The 15,655-nt window shown below is 39.8% G+C and carries 10 protein-coding genes and 1 pseudogene; 9 read left to right on the top strand and 2 right to left on the bottom strand.

All coding sequences use genetic code 11. From position 1 onward, the window contains the following. Positions 1-185 precede the first annotated feature (185 nt). Together moaA and QMA08_RS08220 are read left to right on the top strand one after the other, a co-directional pair. A complete protein-coding gene (gene moaA, locus QMA08_RS08225) occupies positions 186-1,157 on the top strand; it encodes a GTP 3',8-cyclase MoaA (protein ID WP_007582018.1) in 972 nt (323 codons plus the stop codon). Positions 1,158-1,304: 147 nt separating this feature from the next. Beyond that, positions 1,305-2,342 (top strand): GGDEF domain-containing protein, encoded by a 1,038-nt coding sequence (locus QMA08_RS08220; protein WP_290174165.1) that lies wholly within the window; start codon positions 1,305-1,307, stop codon positions 2,340-2,342. A gap of 10 nt (positions 2,343-2,352) precedes the next feature. Here the strand turns inward: QMA08_RS08220 and QMA08_RS08215 are convergent, their stop codons facing one another. Beyond that, positions 2,353-3,291, bottom strand: a complete 939-nt coding sequence (locus QMA08_RS08215) for a LysR family transcriptional regulator (protein ID WP_002958690.1) — start codon at positions 3,289-3,291, stop codon at positions 2,353-2,355. 119 nt (positions 3,292-3,410) lie between these two features. Between QMA08_RS08215 and QMA08_RS08210 the strand changes: the two genes are divergently transcribed. The 5 genes from QMA08_RS08210 (at position 3,411) to QMA08_RS08190 (ending at position 13,046) form a co-directional block, all read left to right on the top strand. After that, entirely contained in the window at positions 3,411-4,580 is a 1,170-nt protein-coding gene (locus tag QMA08_RS08210) for an efflux RND transporter periplasmic adaptor subunit (RefSeq protein WP_290174164.1), read from the top strand. 9 nt (positions 4,581-4,589) lie between these two features. Next, positions 4,590-7,742, top strand: coding sequence for a multidrug efflux RND transporter permease subunit (locus QMA08_RS08205; protein ID WP_002958688.1), 3,153 nt, complete (start codon positions 4,590-4,592; stop codon positions 7,740-7,742). Next, positions 7,735-9,147 (top strand): TolC family protein, encoded by a 1,413-nt coding sequence (locus QMA08_RS08200; protein WP_193226861.1) that lies wholly within the window; start codon positions 7,735-7,737, stop codon positions 9,145-9,147. The genes QMA08_RS08205 and QMA08_RS08200 overlap by 8 nt, the downstream gene beginning before the upstream one ends. A 10-nt stretch (positions 9,148-9,157) precedes the next feature. Next, positions 9,158-10,186 carry a zinc-binding dehydrogenase gene (locus tag QMA08_RS08195; protein ID WP_290174163.1) on the top strand — a complete coding sequence of 343 codons (1,029 nt, stop codon included), beginning with the start codon at positions 9,158-9,160 and terminating at the stop codon, positions 10,184-10,186. A gap of 604 nt (positions 10,187-10,790) precedes the next feature. After that, positions 10,791-13,046, top strand: a complete 2,256-nt coding sequence (locus tag QMA08_RS08190; protein WP_149603631.1) for an acyl-CoA dehydrogenase — start codon at positions 10,791-10,793, stop codon at positions 13,044-13,046. Positions 13,047-13,429: 383 nt separating this feature from the next. On the opposite strand, the gene QMA08_RS08185 is transcribed toward QMA08_RS08190, so the two are convergent. After that, positions 13,430-14,359, bottom strand: coding sequence for an integron integrase (locus tag QMA08_RS08185; RefSeq protein WP_290174162.1), 930 nt, complete (start codon positions 14,357-14,359; stop codon positions 13,430-13,432). Between the two features lie 239 nt (positions 14,360-14,598). On the opposite strand from QMA08_RS08185, the gene QMA08_RS08180 reads away from it, so the two are divergent. Then, the gene (locus QMA08_RS08180; protein ID WP_290174161.1) at positions 14,599-15,147 is read left to right on the top strand and encodes a GNAT family N-acetyltransferase; all 549 of its coding nucleotides are present in this window, start codon (positions 14,599-14,601) and stop codon (positions 15,145-15,147) included. Positions 15,148-15,275: 128 nt separating this feature from the next. After that, positions 15,276-15,578, top strand: a pseudogene (locus tag QMA08_RS08175) (PHP domain-containing protein); the annotation flags it as partial. Positions 15,579-15,655: the final 77 nt, after the last annotated feature.

The raw sequence follows: 15,655 nt of genomic DNA, 5'->3' as shown, positions 1-15,655 counted from the left end.
AACAAAATAATTAAAGGGGTATGCTTTAGGCTGCCCCTTTAAGTTATTAAATATATTTATGTAATTATTATTTATGTATCAATAGGTAGCGTTGTTTATACCAGTTTGCTTAATTAAACGATTAAGTATTAGTGCAAATTGGTATTAGGTTGTTATTACGTGTTGATATTAGTTAAGGTTTATTTATGCTAATCGACCCAACAGGGCGAGAGTTTAGTTACTTACGTTTGTCTATTACTGATGTATGTAATTTTAAGTGTGTTTATTGTTTACCAGATGGTTATCAGGGCGGTCATGACCGTGGCTTTCTCACAATTGATGAAATTAGCAATACGCTTAAAGCGTTTGCACACCATGGTATTGAAAAAGTAAGGATCACTGGCGGAGAGCCAACCCTTAGAAAAGACTTTATAGATGTTGTTCGCGCGGCAAAAGATGTTGCGGGCATAAAAAAAATTGCAATGACTACCAATGGTTTTTCTCTTCATAAGAATATTCATGACTGGGTAGATGCAGGCTTAAACGCCATTAATGTAAGCATTGATAGCTTAGATTCGCGCATGTTTAACACCATTACTGGGCATGACAAATTTACCTCAGTAATGAAAGGTATTGATACTGCGCTTGAAACGGGTATTGATTCGGTAAAAATAAACAGCGTGCTGATGAAGCAATACAACGCAAAAGAGTTTGATACATTTTTAAATTGGGTTAAACACCGCCCCGTTACTATCCGCTTTATAGAATTGATGCAAACAAACGACAACAAAGCCTTTTTTGATGCTAACCATGTATCTGGGCAAGTTTTAAAAACTCAGCTACTACAAACGGGCTGGCAGCAAGTTGCTCGAAGTGCATCAGCAGGTCCTGCTCAAGAGTTTGCGCATCCTGATTATCAAGGCAGAATTGGTTTAATAATGCCTTACAGCAATGATTTTTGTAGTACCTGTAATCGACTAAGGGTTACAGCAAAAGGAAATCTGCACTTGTGTTTGTTTTCTGAAGAGGGTATTTCGCTAAGAGAATATATGAACGACAGTTCGAATAGTGAATTAATGGCATTGTTATCTCGTTATATTAAAACTAAAAAGCCAACTCATCTTTTGCATCAAGGTAATACGGGCATCACCACTAATTTATCTATGTTAGGTGGTTAATTTTTAGAGCTAATTTGTAAACAAAAACACCAAACGTGTCCCTAAATCACCAATAAAAGGGTGTGTTTACATGGTTTTAGAGCAACAAAGCTTGTTAAATTGTATTTTCACGTTAAACTTACTTTTTATTTTTATTAAGTGATTAGAATGGATATCGCAGCCCTTAATAGCACTAAATCATTAAGAAAGGACGTTCTAAGAGGAATGTGCCTTTGTTTTGGTGTTTTATCGGTTGGATTTGCGGGATTTAATTTAACTGTAAATAACTTTCCATTGCTTGGCTATATCGAAATCTGTTTTTCCATTTATTGTATATTTACTTACATTACACTTATACGCCGCCCATTACAGTTTTGGCAATCCGTTGTAATGTGCGCACTTATCACATTCATCGTTATTTTGGGTACATCTTTGGCGTCGCCTCGTAACGGTGTGTATGTATGGTCGTTTGCATTACCTATTTTGTACTACCTACTATTGGGTAAACAATATGGTGTAATTTTCTCTGCAAATTTATTAGTGATCCAAGTGTTTATTTTAGGTAGTCAGTCTACACTTGCCCCCTTTGAAACTTTTAACTTATCCCTTAATCTACTCTGTGCTTATTTAAGTATTTGGGCGATTTCTCATGTTTTTGAAGGGAGCCGCTCACACTTTTCAAGGCGACTTAAAAATTTAGCGTTACTTGACCCATTAACGGGTGCAGGTAATCGCCTTTCAATGAACCACTACTTTGAAGTAGAACTACAAGATAAGTCACAGTTATATTTGTTTTTACTCGATTTAGACTTTTTTAAGCAGATAAATGATGAGCATGGCCATGGTGTCGGTGACCAAGTACTTATCGAAGTGGCCACTTTACTAAGAGTTATACTCGCTAGAGGGTATGTATTTAGAGTCGGCGGTGAAGAGTTTGCTTTATTTAGCTCTTTTGAAAATGAAGAGGCTGCACTTAATACCGCTGAACAAATAAGAGCACGTTTTGAAAGTACCACATTCGACATTGAAGGCCTTGCAATCAATGTTACAACCAGTATTGGTGTCGCAAAATTTAAAAGTACCAATTCATTGGAAAGCTTTGTAAACCAAGCTGATAAACAGTTATACAAAGCAAAGCAATTTGGTCGCAATAAAGTGTATTGTAAGTTTAAAAAAGAAAATGATTACCAGGCAGTCGTTGCGTAAGTCGTGCTACTTAGTACATTTGTTCAAAGTTAGGGATCCCGTTTTCCCAAATCGGTTTATCTTTTCCTAAATGCTCGCGTACAGCATCAAAAAATAATCGGGTTCTTACTGGTAAATCTCGATGCGGATATACGGCATACATCGCGCTAAACTCCATCAGTTTTACATCGGTCAATAAAGGCACTAACTTACCTTGTATTATTTCATCACCAATAATAAATGCAGGGGCGACAAAGTAAGTTGTACCCGATAATGTTTTCATTAACAATGACTCGGCATCATTAGCACGAAACACACTTTTTATTTTTTGCTCGCAGCGCTCACCTTTACTATCGTAATAATCAATTGCTTCTACTCGAATAGAGTTACTGGCATAGCTTGCTGCTGGTAATTTCGCTAACTCTTCCATTGTTTTTGGCATACCATAAGTTTCAATAAACTGTGGCGCAGCTAAAATTAATAATCGATTACGCGCTATTTTACGTGCAATAAGTGACGAGTCTTTAGGCTCTCCTACACGAAAAGCCAAATCAAATCCTTCAGAGACTATGTCTACTAATCTATCGTCTAAACGCAGTTCAACTTCTACTTGCGGAAAGCGTTTTTGAAAATCATTAAGTACAGGTTGTAAATAACGACGACCAATAAGTGTTGATGAAGTGATTTTTAAAACGCCGCGCGGCTCTAAATGGTAGTTTTCAGCCATGCGCACGGTTTCGCCGAGCAGCTCTCTAAGCTCTGCGGCTTTTTTGATCATTTCGGCGCCTGCCGCTGTGAGCGAAAATGAACGGGTAGTTCGGTTAAGTAACCTAACGCCTAACTCATCCTCTAAACGGCTAATTTGTTTAGATATAACAGAGCGATCTATGTTGCGTATTTCTGCAGCTTTAGCAAAAGAGCCTTGCTCAACTACTTCAAGTAACATTAAAAGTCGACTTGTTGTATCCATTATTACACCTTAACTAATCTATTGATGCCATTTTGGCATTAATGAATTTAAAAATCTATGGTTTTTACACACGGGTTTAATCCGTATTATGCGAGGCTAATCAACAATGGAGCGTCTTCATGAACAAACATCTAATTGCTGCTGCACTTACTGCGGCATCTTTAACACTTGCGGGTTGTGCTGATGAGAGCACAGCTCAATCAGCACCTGCACAGCAACTTCAACCAATTGATGTAGCACAGGTGCTTGTTAAGCCGGTACAGAGCTGGCACACATATACAACTCGTTTAGAGTCTCCACAAGAAGTTGCTTTAATGCCGCGTGTATCAGGAATCATCGATAGCATTGAATTTAAAGAAGGCGACGTGGTTAAGCAAGGCGATGTTTTATTTCAATTAGATGCTCGCCCATTTGCAGCGGTTGTTGCAAGCTTGAAAGCGCAAATTAAAAGTGCAGAAGCCGCACTTGAACAAGCTAAAAGTGAAGACAAACGTGCGGTACGCTTATTAGACCGTAAGGCAATCTCTACAGAGCAAGCACAAGCGCGTACTTCAACACTGCGCCAACGCGAAGCACAGCTTTCTGCACTGCAAGCACAACTTACCTCAGCAGAACTTGATTTAGAGTTTACGTCAGTAGTATCACCAATTGATGGCATTATTTCTCGTGCAAATATTACTAAAGGTAATAACGTACTTGCGGGTCAAAGCGTATTAACATCGATTGTTTCAAACCAAGCTATGTACGCTTACTTTGATGTTGATGAGCGCACATGGAATAGCTCTTTTAATGATGTTACTGCTGCGAGCCACCAAACTGTTGTAATGCAAAAAGTCGGTCAAATTGATTTTGCATACAAAGGCTACATTAACTTTATTGATAACCAAATTAATTCATCAACGGGCACATTACGTGTACGTGCGGTATTTAATGAAGACAACAACCAATTACGCGCAGGCTCGTTTGCACGTATCAAGCTTGCAGCCAATTCTATTAGCGACGCTATTATTATCCCAGAACGTGCAATTGGTACTGACTTAAAAAATCGCTTTGTACTAACCGTTGGCGAAAACAACGTACTTGAATACAAACTAATTACTATTGGTGAACGTTACGGTGCATTACGTGCGGTTACTTCAGGCCTTAACGAAGGTGATGTAATTGCTGTAAATGGTCCTGCTCGCGTAGGTCCTGGTATGCCAATCTCTCCTCAAACAGTAACAATTGATACAAGCGGTGTGGCATTTACATTGTCAAACGACAACGCACAACTTGTGGCTAAGCAATAAGGTTTATTGATGAAATTTTCGCATTTCTTTATACAGCGCCCAATATTTGCGGCTATGCTGTCGTTGGTTATTTTAATTGCTGGTGGCATATCACTATTCCAATTACCAGTAAGTGAATACCCAGAAGTAGTTCCTCCAACAGTTGTTGTTACCGCCAACTACCCAGGTGCTAACCCTACCGTTATTGCGCAAACAGTGGCAACACCGCTGGAGCAAGAAATTAACGGCACTGAAAACATGTTGTATATGTTTTCGCAAGGTACTAGTGATGGCCGTATGACACTAACGGTAACTTTTGCGTTAGGTACCGATTTAGACCGTGCTCAAGTACAAGTACAAAACCGTGTAAACAGTGCACTTCCGCGTTTGCCAGAAGAAGTACAGCGTTTAGGTGTTGTGGCTGAAAAGTCATCACCCGATTTAACCATGGTAGTGCATTTATACTCACCTGAAAAAACGCACGACACAGCTTACTTATCTAACTATGCTGATTTAAACATTAAAGATGAAATTGCGCGCTTACCAGGCGTAGGTGATATTCGCATGTTTGGTGCTGGCAAATACTCAATGCGAGTATGGCTAAACCCAGATGCACTTGCTGCACGCGAATTAACAGCAACAGATGTAGTAACAGCACTTCGCTCGCAAAACCAGCAAGTTGCTGCAGGTAGCTTAGGTGCGCAACCAATTTCAAACGACAGTCAATTTCAAATATTGTTAAACGTTAAAGGTCGTTTAAACAGTATTGAAGAATTTGAACAAGTTATTATTAAAGTAGGCGACGAAGGTCAGTTAACGCGTTTATCTGATATAGCCCGTGTTGATCTAGGTCAAGACACTTACGCCCTGCGTGCAGAGCTTGATAACCAACCAGCCCTTGCAATGCCAATATTTCAACGTCCAGGTTCAAACGCTATTGAGCTTTCTGATCAAGTACGCGAAACAATGGCGCGCTTATCTAAAGATTTCCCTACTGGTGTTGAATACGACATTGTGTACGACCCTACGGTATTCGTTCGCGGCTCAATTGACGCGGTAATTGCCACTTTGCTTGAAGCAATTGTACTGGTGGTTATTGTTGTTATTGTATTTTTACAAACGTGGCGTGCATCTATTATTCCGCTAATTGCTGTGCCTATTTCACTTATTGGTACATTTGCCGTAATGCAGTGGTTAGGTGTATCAATTAATACCTTGTCGTTGTTTGGCTTAGTATTGGCCATAGGTATAGTTGTAGATGATGCGATTGTAGTTGTTGAAAACGTAGAGCGTAATATTGAAAAAGGCTTATCGCCACTTGAAGCAACCCGCGTTGCAATGAGCGAAGTAACAGGCCCTATTATTGCCATTGCGCTAGTACTAAGTGCCGTATTTATTCCTACTGCGTTTATTACCGGTTTATCAGGTCAATTTTATAAGCAATTTGCACTTACAATTACAATTTCGACGATTATCTCAGCGTTTAACTCATTAACGTTATCGCCTGCGCTTGCTGCATTGTTATTAAAATCACACGATGCAAAACCAGATGCGTTCACGCGTTTACTTAATAAATTGTTTGGACGTTGGTTGTTTAAACCATTTAACCGCGTATTTAATCGTGGTGCTAAAGGGTACGAAAAACTGGTACAAAAACTAATTCGTATGACCGTTGTTGTAATGGTGGCTTACATTGCACTTGTTGGCGGCACAATTAAGTTATTTGATACCGTACCAGGTGGCTTTATTCCACAGCAAGATAAACAGTATTTAGTGGCTATTGCGCAGTTACCTGACGCATCAAGCCTTGATCGTACTGAAGACGTACTTGCTCAAATGCAGCAAATTGCATTAGAAGTCCCAGGCGTTGCACATACTGTTGCTTTTCCTGGCTTATCAGTGAACGGTTTTACAAACAGCCCTAACAGCGGCATTGTATTTACACCACTTGAGAGCTTTGACAAACGTACCGATCCGAGCCAATCAGCGATGGCGATAGCGGCGCAGTTGAATAAACGTTTTGCTGCCATTGATGAGGCATTTGTAGCGGTATTTCCACCGCCGCCAATTCAAGGTTTAGGCACTACAGGTGGTTTTAAACTGCAAATAGAAGACAGAGCTAATAAAGGGTTTGAAGCACTATTTAATAGCCTGCAAGCTGTTATTGGTAAAGCGCAACAAGACCCTGCATTAATGGGCCTGTACTCAAGTTTCCGTATCCAAGTTCCACAAATGGATATTGATATTGACCGTGAACAAGCGCTTATTCAAGGTATTCCACTTGATGAAGTATTTAATGCACTGCAAATTTACTTAGGCTCTGTGTACGTAAATGACTTTAATATGTTTGGCCGTACGTACCAAGTAAATGCACAGGCTGATGCTGACTACCGCTTAGATCCTGATCAAATACTTAATTTAAAAGTACGTAATCGCTCAGGTAATATGGTGCCATTAGGCTCTGTATTAACAGTAACACCAACAATTGGTCCTGACCGTGTTATGCATTATAACGGTTACCCAAGTGCAGAACTAAATGGTAGCCCAGCGCCAGGTTATAGTTCTGATCAAGCACAAGTTGCTATTGAAAAAGTACTCGCAGACACACTACCAACAGGTATTGAATATGAGTGGACTGAAGTAACGTACCAACAAGTACTTGCCGGTAACACCATGGTTTATGTATTCCCGTTAGTTGTATTACTTGTATTTATGGTACTTGCAGCGCAGTACGAGAGCTTACGTTTACCACTGGCAATTATATTAATTGTACCAATGACTATCTTCTCAGCCTTGTTAGGTGTGTGGTTTGTTGGCTCTGACAACAACATATTCACCCAAATAGCGCTCATAGTTCTGGTCGCGTTGGCTTCTAAAAATGCGATATTGATGGTTGAGTTTGCAAAAGATAGACACGACTCAGGCTTATCGCACTTAGAGGCAATACTTGAGGCATGTCGTATGCGCTTGCGCCCAATATTAATGACGTCAATTGCATTTACAGCAGGTGTTGTACCGTTAGTACTTGCCACCGGTGCGGGCGCCGAAATGCGACACGCAATGGGTAACGCCGTATTCTCAGGCATGATAGGTGTAACCGTGTTTGGTCTATTATTCACGCCGGTATTTTATATGTTAGTGACTAACAAAAAAGAGAAAGCGCAGGAGAATACTCATGACTAAATTAATGCAAAAAAGACTTAAAACAAGTCTAACTGTCAGTGCGGTATTAGTCGCTGCGTTTTTAGCCGGGTGCGCGAGTAAAATAGACACCATGAGCGAGCAAAAAGCTGTTAACGAATTTGTTGCTAAAGCTAATATTGCTAGTAACGTTAGCGTTGCTGATGAAACAAACTGGTGGAAAAAGCTTAATTCTGATCAACTAAATGAGCTTGTTACTGGTGCGCTTGCAAATAACTATAATTTGCAAACAAGCCAGTTAACACTTAAAAGTGCATTAGCACGATTAGGAGAGCAAAAAGCCCAATACCTACCACAAGGTGGCGTAAATGTTGGCGCGGCTCGAAGCGATGCACCAAGCGTTTATGACCGTCAATCAAGTGCAAACGTTGCACTTGATTGGCAGCTAGATTTATTTGGTCGCATAACAGCGTTGGTTGATGCTGCAAATGCATCGGCCATGAGCCAAGCAGAGCAAGTACGCTTATTACAAATTGAAGTAGTATCGTCAGTTGTTAAAGGCTTTGTAAGTTATCAAGGCAATGTTGAAAAGCAACACATTGTAGCACTTCAAATTGAAGCGCTTGAGCAAAGTATTGACGTTCTTCAAGCCCGTGTTGACGAAGGTGTTGCAAACGAGCTTGATTTAAACCGTACTATGGCGCAGCTTAGGCAGCAACAAGCACTAATGCCTGCCATTGAGTATGCAAAATACAGCGATTTATCTGCTCTTGCAGTACTAAGCGGTAAGCTAGCGCAAAATATTGCTATTGAAAACGAGCAAAGCGTGCTTGAACGTGACTTTAGCGTTGCACTAAAAAACGCTAATAATGCCATTGCCTTACGTCCTGATATTAGCCGTGCCCTGTTTGACTTTAGCCAAGCAAATAGTTTAAGTGTTGCAGCTAGCAAAGCGTTATTACCAGATATTAGCTTATCTGCATTTGCAGGTGTTGTGAGTATAGACAGCACAGGCTTAAAAAATACCGATCAGCAGTGGCAAGTAGCACCGCAGTTACAATGGTCGTTATTAAGCTACCCAGCATTATTAGCACAGCGCGACGCGCAGCAGTTTTTAAGTGAAGCCGCTTACAGCGATTATCAACAAGTGGTATTAACTGCACTAAGTGAAAGTGAACTTTCACTGCAATTGTTGGTCAATCAAGCACAGCAAAAACGCTTTGCCGATGAACGCTATGACTTTGCTAATAAAGCATTTTTACAAGCACAAGCAATGTATGAAGAAGGCCAAATTCCTTACCTTGAGTTGTTAGATGCGCGTCAGGATGTTTTAATAGCGCAAGAAAATGCTGTTGAAACAACAATTTCTTCACTGCTTGCCAAAGTAAATGCTTACCAGTCATTTAATGGCCAATGGAGTTATGCGTTAAACGACACTAATAAGTAGAGTTATATTGATGCCAAATACTGAAAATTTACATGAATACATTATCCCGCAAACGATGCGCGCTATTGTACTGCCAGAACCAAATGAAGCAATTAACTTAGCGGATGCTGAGCTGCCTGTTCCAGACTGTGCAGATAACGAGCTGCTTGTAAAAGTAGAGTACGTTGGTTTAAATCCAGTTGATGGTCAATTTGCTAAAACAGGCTTTTGTAAATGGCAGTATCCACACATTTTAGGCTTAGATGCCGTAGGTGTTGTGGTTAAAGCTAATAAAGGTGTGTTTCCAAATGTTGGCGAGCGGGTTATGTGGCATGCCAACATTGGTGAGCAAGGTGCTTTGAGCGAATACACCAAAGTACCTAACTTTGCAGTGTCGGTTGTGCCAAGCGGTTTAAATCCCGCCATTGCAGCTACACTTCCATGCTCCGGTATGGCAGCACTTATCAGCTTAGATAAAATAGGTATTAGTGAAGGCGATACTATTTTTATTGAAGGCGGAGCCGGAGCGGTAGGGCAGTTTGCTATTCAATATGCAAAACAGCGTGGCGCAGATGTATTTACCACCGCATCAAAGCGTAACCATAAATTGGTTAAGCAACTAGGCGCTGATGTGGTTTTTGACTATAGCGATAAAAAGCTATGCGAAAAAATCCGCAGAGAACTTGGTCCGCAAGGCTTTGATGCGGTTATTGATACGATAGGTGGTGAGTGTACTCAGCGTAATATTGAGTTAATGCGTTTTTGCGGACGTATTGCCTGCTTAAATCCACTCCCTTGTTTTGATCAAGACTTAATGTATCACCGAGCGCCAAATATTAGCGTTGTATCGATTGGTGGTGCATGGCTTGCTAATAGTTTATGTGCACAACAACGCTTGAGCTTTATGGGCAACCTGTTACTTGAAGGAGCTGTTAGTGGCGACATTAAACACCCAGAAATAACGCCCGTAGACTTTAGTGCTGAGTCAGTATCGCAAGCGCTTAATAAACAACTTGCTGGTGGTTTTACCGGCAAGCAAATTGTTAAAGTTGCTAAGTGAAGCGCTTATACAATTTGATTTAAATTTAAGTAGTTTTAGCTAGATTAACTGATAATGTAGCCTCTACAAATTGAATAAAAACGTAGCCTATTTGTGCTGCGTTTTTTTATGCCCATCAAAAAATAGATACAGCGCTAGGGTCTGTTGATCTTTCAAGGTTGAATTTGCAGCAGTCTGTTTGGTATTTAGGCAAGGCAGAGCCTATGTAGTGTGGTTATTCCCCATAAATGGGCGATAACGTAGCATTAATGCCAAACAGGCGCTGCCCAAAGGGTTCTTCCTAGGGGCTATTTACTCTTTGTTGCTCGGTTTTTACTTAGCCCACTAGGTTACAAACCTCGCGCCGCGATTAAATAGCCCCTAATTTGAACAAATTTTAATCCGCAAAAATCAACAGACCCTAGAGCTTTTGCTGTTTTATTCATCATTTTAGTCAAAATACTTTTTTTCAGCGTACAACTGTAAGCCTTTGTGTTTCAACAGTTTACGTTCAGGTAAAGAAAATAAATTGAAAAAACTGTTAATTAATTGAATAGAGTAATTGATCTAAACGATTTTTTATGACGTAATGTAGGTATTATTAGCTGGTCGGATGAGTTCAATCATGAGTTTACGTACAAAACTAAAAAAAGTATTACCAAGTATTTCTATCACAGAACAAGAAGCGCTAGACGCGGGTGATGTATGGCTTGAAGGTTCTATCTACCAAGGTAAACCTGATTTCAGTGCACTTCGCGACGTACCTGCTGCTACATTAAGCGCAGACGAGCAAGCATTCTTAGACGGTCCAGTAAAAGAGTTATTGGGCATGATTGACGATTCAGTGATTCAAAACGGCATTCATTTACCAAATGACATCTTAGAATTTTTGAAAAAAGAGCGTTTTTTCTCGCTTATCATTCCTAAGTCGTTTGGTGGTTTAGAGTTTAGCCCTTATGCAAACTCTACCATTGTTGGCACAATTGCGACTAAAAGCTCAGCAGTTGCGGTAACCGTAATGGTTCCTAACTCGTTAGGTCCAGGTGAGTTATTACTTCACTTTGGTACGCAAGAACAACAAGCACATTACTTACCACGCCTAGCAAATGGTACAGACATTCCATGTTTTGCATTAACAAGCCCAGAAGCGGGTTCTGATGCAGGTGGTATTCCTGATGTTGGTAAAGTAACTAAAGGTATGTACAACGGCGAAGAAGTCCTTGGTTTAGAAATTACCTGGGACAAGCGCTACATTACACTTGCACCTATTGCTACCGTACTTGGTTTAGCATTTAAAGTAGTTGACCCTGATGGTCTGCTAGGTGGTAAAGAAAACCTAGGCATTACCTGTGCACTTATTCCTAAAGAGCACCCAGGTGTAGAGCTTGGTAATCGTCACGACCCAATGGGTATTCGTTTTTACAACGGTACTACACGTGGTAACAAAGTATTTGTACCAATGGATTTTGTTATTGGTGGACAGAAAAACATCGGCCGTGGTTGGCAAATGCTGGTTAGCTGTTTAGGTGCTGGCCGTGGTATTTCATTACCTGCGCTAGGTGTTAGTACAGCACAAGTTGCATTTAAATCAGCATCTGAATACGCAGCAGTGCGTGAACAGTTTGGTTTAGCCATTGGTCAGTTTGAAGGTATTCAAGAAAAACTAGCCGACATTGCAGGTAAAACATACCTACAAGAAGCAATGCGCGTACTTACAACTGAAGGCTTAGGCATGGGTTTAAAACCATCAGTAGTAACCGCAATCGCTAAATACCATATGACAGAGCTTGGTCGCGACGTACTTGATTCAGCAATGGATATTCAAGCAGGTAAAGCGATTCAAAATGGTCCACAAAATACATTAGCAAGTGGTTATGTTGCACAGCCGATTGCCATTACGGTAGAAGGCGCGAACATTCTTACACGTAACCTAATGATCTTTGGTCAAGGTGTTATGCGTTGTCACCCATATTTACAATCTATGGTTGAGTCAATTCACAGTGAAGACAAAGGCGCAGATAAAGAATTTAACGGCATTTTACGTAAAACAATTGGCTACAGCACAGCAAACAGCTTACGTGCTTTCCGCCTTGGTGTTTTACCATTTACAGCAAGTGCTAATTCTGAATTACCAGAAGTACGTGACTACGAAAAAGCAGTACATAAATTATCTGCAAAACTTGCAGTGTACGCAGACTTTTCGTTACTTGTACTTGGTGGTAAGTTAAAACAAGCAGAAATGCTATCGGCACGTTTAGGTGATGTAATGAGCTTCTTATATGCAGCTATGGCATCAATTAAATACTACGAGCAAAAAGTATCAAGTAGTGACCGTGAGCAAGCAGCGCCGTATTTCCATTACGCGACTCGTTTTGCACTACAAAGTGCTGAAGAAGCATTGCATAAGTTTTTAGATAACTTCCCTGCAAGTGGTACACGTAAGTTTATTCGTTTCATTACAATGAACTACTCAACTAAAATGCCAAAAATTAGCGACGATTTAATCCGCGAACTAGCTAAGCAAGCTCAGCTAGATACCGCATTTAAAGCGCAAATCACGCATTTAGTTAAACCAGTAGTGGGCGATGGCCATCATATTAATGAGCAAGCTTACAAAGCTAAAATGGCATCACTTGGCGAGCTGGCTAAAGTTAAAAAAGCACTACGTGCTAAAGTAATTAAACCAGGTGCACGTTTTAACATTACGCTTGATAACGCACTAGCGGCGAACGTAATTACCCAAGCTGAACACGTTCAGTTAATTGATTACAACATCAAACGTGAAAAGGCGATTCGTGTAGATGAGTTCGATTTTGATATGAACATACTAGATGATAACGCACAGCCAATTAACCCGCTTAAAAGCGTAGTTAACCAATAAAATTAAATTCAATGATGCAAAGCGCCCGCAGTATCGGCGCTTTTATTTTTGAAAAGAATTAGTGTGGGGCCCCGCTTGTGTAAAAACAAGCGGGGCTTTTTTATGTGTTTTTTAAAGTAGAAATAGATGACGGTATTGGTTTGAAAGTGAATATGTATGTGTAGAGGATTAAAAAGAGACGCTTATAATCTTGAAAAAGGGCTAACAACCCCGTTAGCACCTTGCTGTAGTACATGGGTAGCATACCCACTGAATTAAAACGTTGAACATTTTAGCGTTCTAAATAGCTCATTAACTGCGTTAAAAACTTCTCATATAGATAAACTATATAACCAAGTTTTTGCCTTGTTATTGAGCTATTTATCTATCGCTATAATTGCTCACTAATTCAATACAGCGGGTATTATTTGTGTTGTACGCACATCGCTGTGACCTAGCTGTGTTTGTAATGTGCGGATATCAGCGCCACTTTGCAGTAGATGAGTAGCAAAAGAGTGTCTCAATGTATGAGGTGTTATTATTTTTGTTAACCCTGATTTTTGGACGGCTTTTTTAATCTCTTTTCTAATACAAGAGTGATGAAAATGATGTCGCCTTATTTCACCACTTTGAGGATCTGAACTTAATATATGAGAAGGAAATAAATATTGCCACGCAAGCGATTTTGCGGCACTTGGATATTTTTTTGTTAAAGCATATGGCATCCATACGCCAGAATATTCCGTATTATTTAAATCCAGTTTTAAATAGTCATCAACGTTCAAAATTTGATTTCTCAGCATAGGAATTAGCTCTGTGGCCAGCGTAACAATGCGGTGTTTATTACCTTTTCCATTCCATACTTGAATGCATTTATAATCAAAATCAATATCTTTTACTCTTAATTGCACCGCTTCCATTACTCTTAAGCCACTTCCATACATAAGGGCTGCAATTAAATAATAGCGCTTATTTAAATGAGCCATCAACATTTTAACTTCCTCTGGGGTCATCACTACAGGGAGCTTTGCTTGTTTTTTACTACGGGCAAAATTTAAATTTAATGAGAGTTCTTTTTTTATTATGTGCTTGTATAAAAATGACAATGAATTGAGTGCGGTGGCTTGCGTACGTGGTGCAACGTTTTGCTTTAACACTAAATGTTCTAAGTAGCGTTCGACTTCATTGTCCCCCATTGAGGCGGGATGGCGTTTATTATGAAAATGGATATAAGATGCAATCCATCTTAGGTAAGTATCTACGGTGCGTAATGAATACTGACGTACCAACATATAATCGGCTATATAATTTAAAAATGGAGAGCGTGTTTTCATATTACCACCAACAATATAACTGTATTTATATACAGTATAGTTGTGCTGCTCCCATATTCAAGAAAATGAGCGACGAGCGCATTTTGTCTTTTATTGAGAGTTTGAATGCTAATAAAAATTATATATAGCAATGTGTTAAGTTATTTGGTAAAAATGATTTATAAAATACATGAGCGTATCGTTGGCAGAAATATGCGCGATGAGCGCACTATTAAATTGTTATAAGGCATAGTTGAAAAATGTTGAAAACGGAAAGATTGCTGCTTCGTCAGTGGGCAGAAGACGACTTTCTTCCTTTCGCAGAAATGTGCAGCGACAAGGATGTTATGGAGTTTTTCCCAAAGCTTCAGACGCAATCAGAAAGTTATGAAATGGCAAAAAAGATTCAGGCCTTGATCGAAGGTCGGGGTTGGGGGTTGTGGGCGCTGGAAATTCCAAATCAACATAGGTTTATTGGGTTTGTCGGCTTGCATATCCCCAAAGACAATATGCCGTTTTCGCCATGCGTAGAAATTGGGTGGCGGTTATCAAAACAATATTGGGGTAAAGGGTACGCAACAGAAGCTGCTGAAAAAGCACTCGAATATGCTTTTAACAAATTAAATTTAAGTGAGGTTGTCTCGTTTACTACTGTGGCCAATGTACGTTCTATGGCAGTCATGCAAAAAATTGGTATGTGTAACAGCGGTCAAAATTTCATGCATCCAAATATTGAAGCTTCGCATCCACAGTGTGAGCATGTACTATATAAAATAAGTAAGTCAGAGTGGCATCAAAATGTCTTATAACAAGCACATTAAAAATCGCCCGCAAAAAGCGCGGGCTGGACTCGCTAACGCTCGCCTTTTATGTGGGCGTTATATGCTAAGTCACTACGGTAGTAGTTTGATCATCTATATTATTTGAAGGAAGCAAGATGGAAAGCAAAGGTTCAGAATGGAATAGATGGGATTTACATTTTCATACTCCTTCATCATATGACTATAAAGACAAGACAATTTCCAACGCTGAAATAATTCAGGAAATGAAGCGAAATTCAATTTCAGTATTTGCGATTACAGACCACCATATTATTGATATTGATAGATATCGTGAATTGAAAGAACTTGGTGAAAAAGAGAGCATTACAGTTTTGCCTGGTATTGAATTTCTTTCTGATGCTAGAGGAAAAGATCCCGTTCATTTTATTGGTATATTTTCTCAGAACACTAATTTAGAGGTAAGCGTCTAGCAAAGTGCACCTGCCAATAGCTCATCAAACCGATTAAGCTATTTCTTAATTTCAATTAGGAGATA

It is taken from the genome of Pseudoalteromonas sp. APC 3355 (genome assembly GCF_030407615.1).
Lineage (GTDB): Bacteria > Pseudomonadota > Gammaproteobacteria > Enterobacterales > Alteromonadaceae > Pseudoalteromonas > Pseudoalteromonas distincta.
The sequence above is the reverse complement of the archived record's forward strand: the minus strand, read 5'-3'. Positions and strand labels throughout refer to the sequence as shown.

What these genes read in the sequence shown, in the direction of transcription:
- QMA08_RS08210 (WP_290174164.1), top strand. Translation starts at nt 3,411, where the DNA reads ATGAACAAACATCTAATTGCTGCTGCACTTACTGCGGCATCTTTAACA.
- QMA08_RS08200 (WP_193226861.1), top strand. Translation starts at nt 7,735, where the DNA reads ATGACTAAATTAATGCAAAAAAGACTTAAAACAAGTCTAACTGTCAGT.
- QMA08_RS08205 (WP_002958688.1), top strand. Translation starts at nt 4,590, where the DNA reads ATGAAATTTTCGCATTTCTTTATACAGCGCCCAATATTTGCGGCTATG.
- QMA08_RS08195 (WP_290174163.1), top strand. Translation starts at nt 9,158, where the DNA reads ATGCCAAATACTGAAAATTTACATGAATACATTATCCCGCAAACGATG.
- QMA08_RS08220 (WP_290174165.1), top strand. Translation starts at nt 1,305, where the DNA reads ATGGATATCGCAGCCCTTAATAGCACTAAATCATTAAGAAAGGACGTT.
- QMA08_RS08215 (WP_002958690.1), bottom strand. Translation starts at nt 3,291, where the DNA reads ATGGATACAACAAGTCGACTTTTAATGTTACTTGAAGTAGTTGAGCAA.
- QMA08_RS08180 (WP_290174161.1), top strand. Translation starts at nt 14,599, where the DNA reads ATGTTGAAAACGGAAAGATTGCTGCTTCGTCAGTGGGCAGAAGACGAC.
- QMA08_RS08190 (WP_149603631.1), top strand. Translation starts at nt 10,791, where the DNA reads ATGAGTTTACGTACAAAACTAAAAAAAGTATTACCAAGTATTTCTATC.
- QMA08_RS08185 (WP_290174162.1), bottom strand. Translation starts at nt 14,359, where the DNA reads ATGAAAACACGCTCTCCATTTTTAAATTATATAGCCGATTATATGTTG.
- moaA (WP_007582018.1), top strand. Translation starts at nt 186, where the DNA reads ATGCTAATCGACCCAACAGGGCGAGAGTTTAGTTACTTACGTTTGTCT.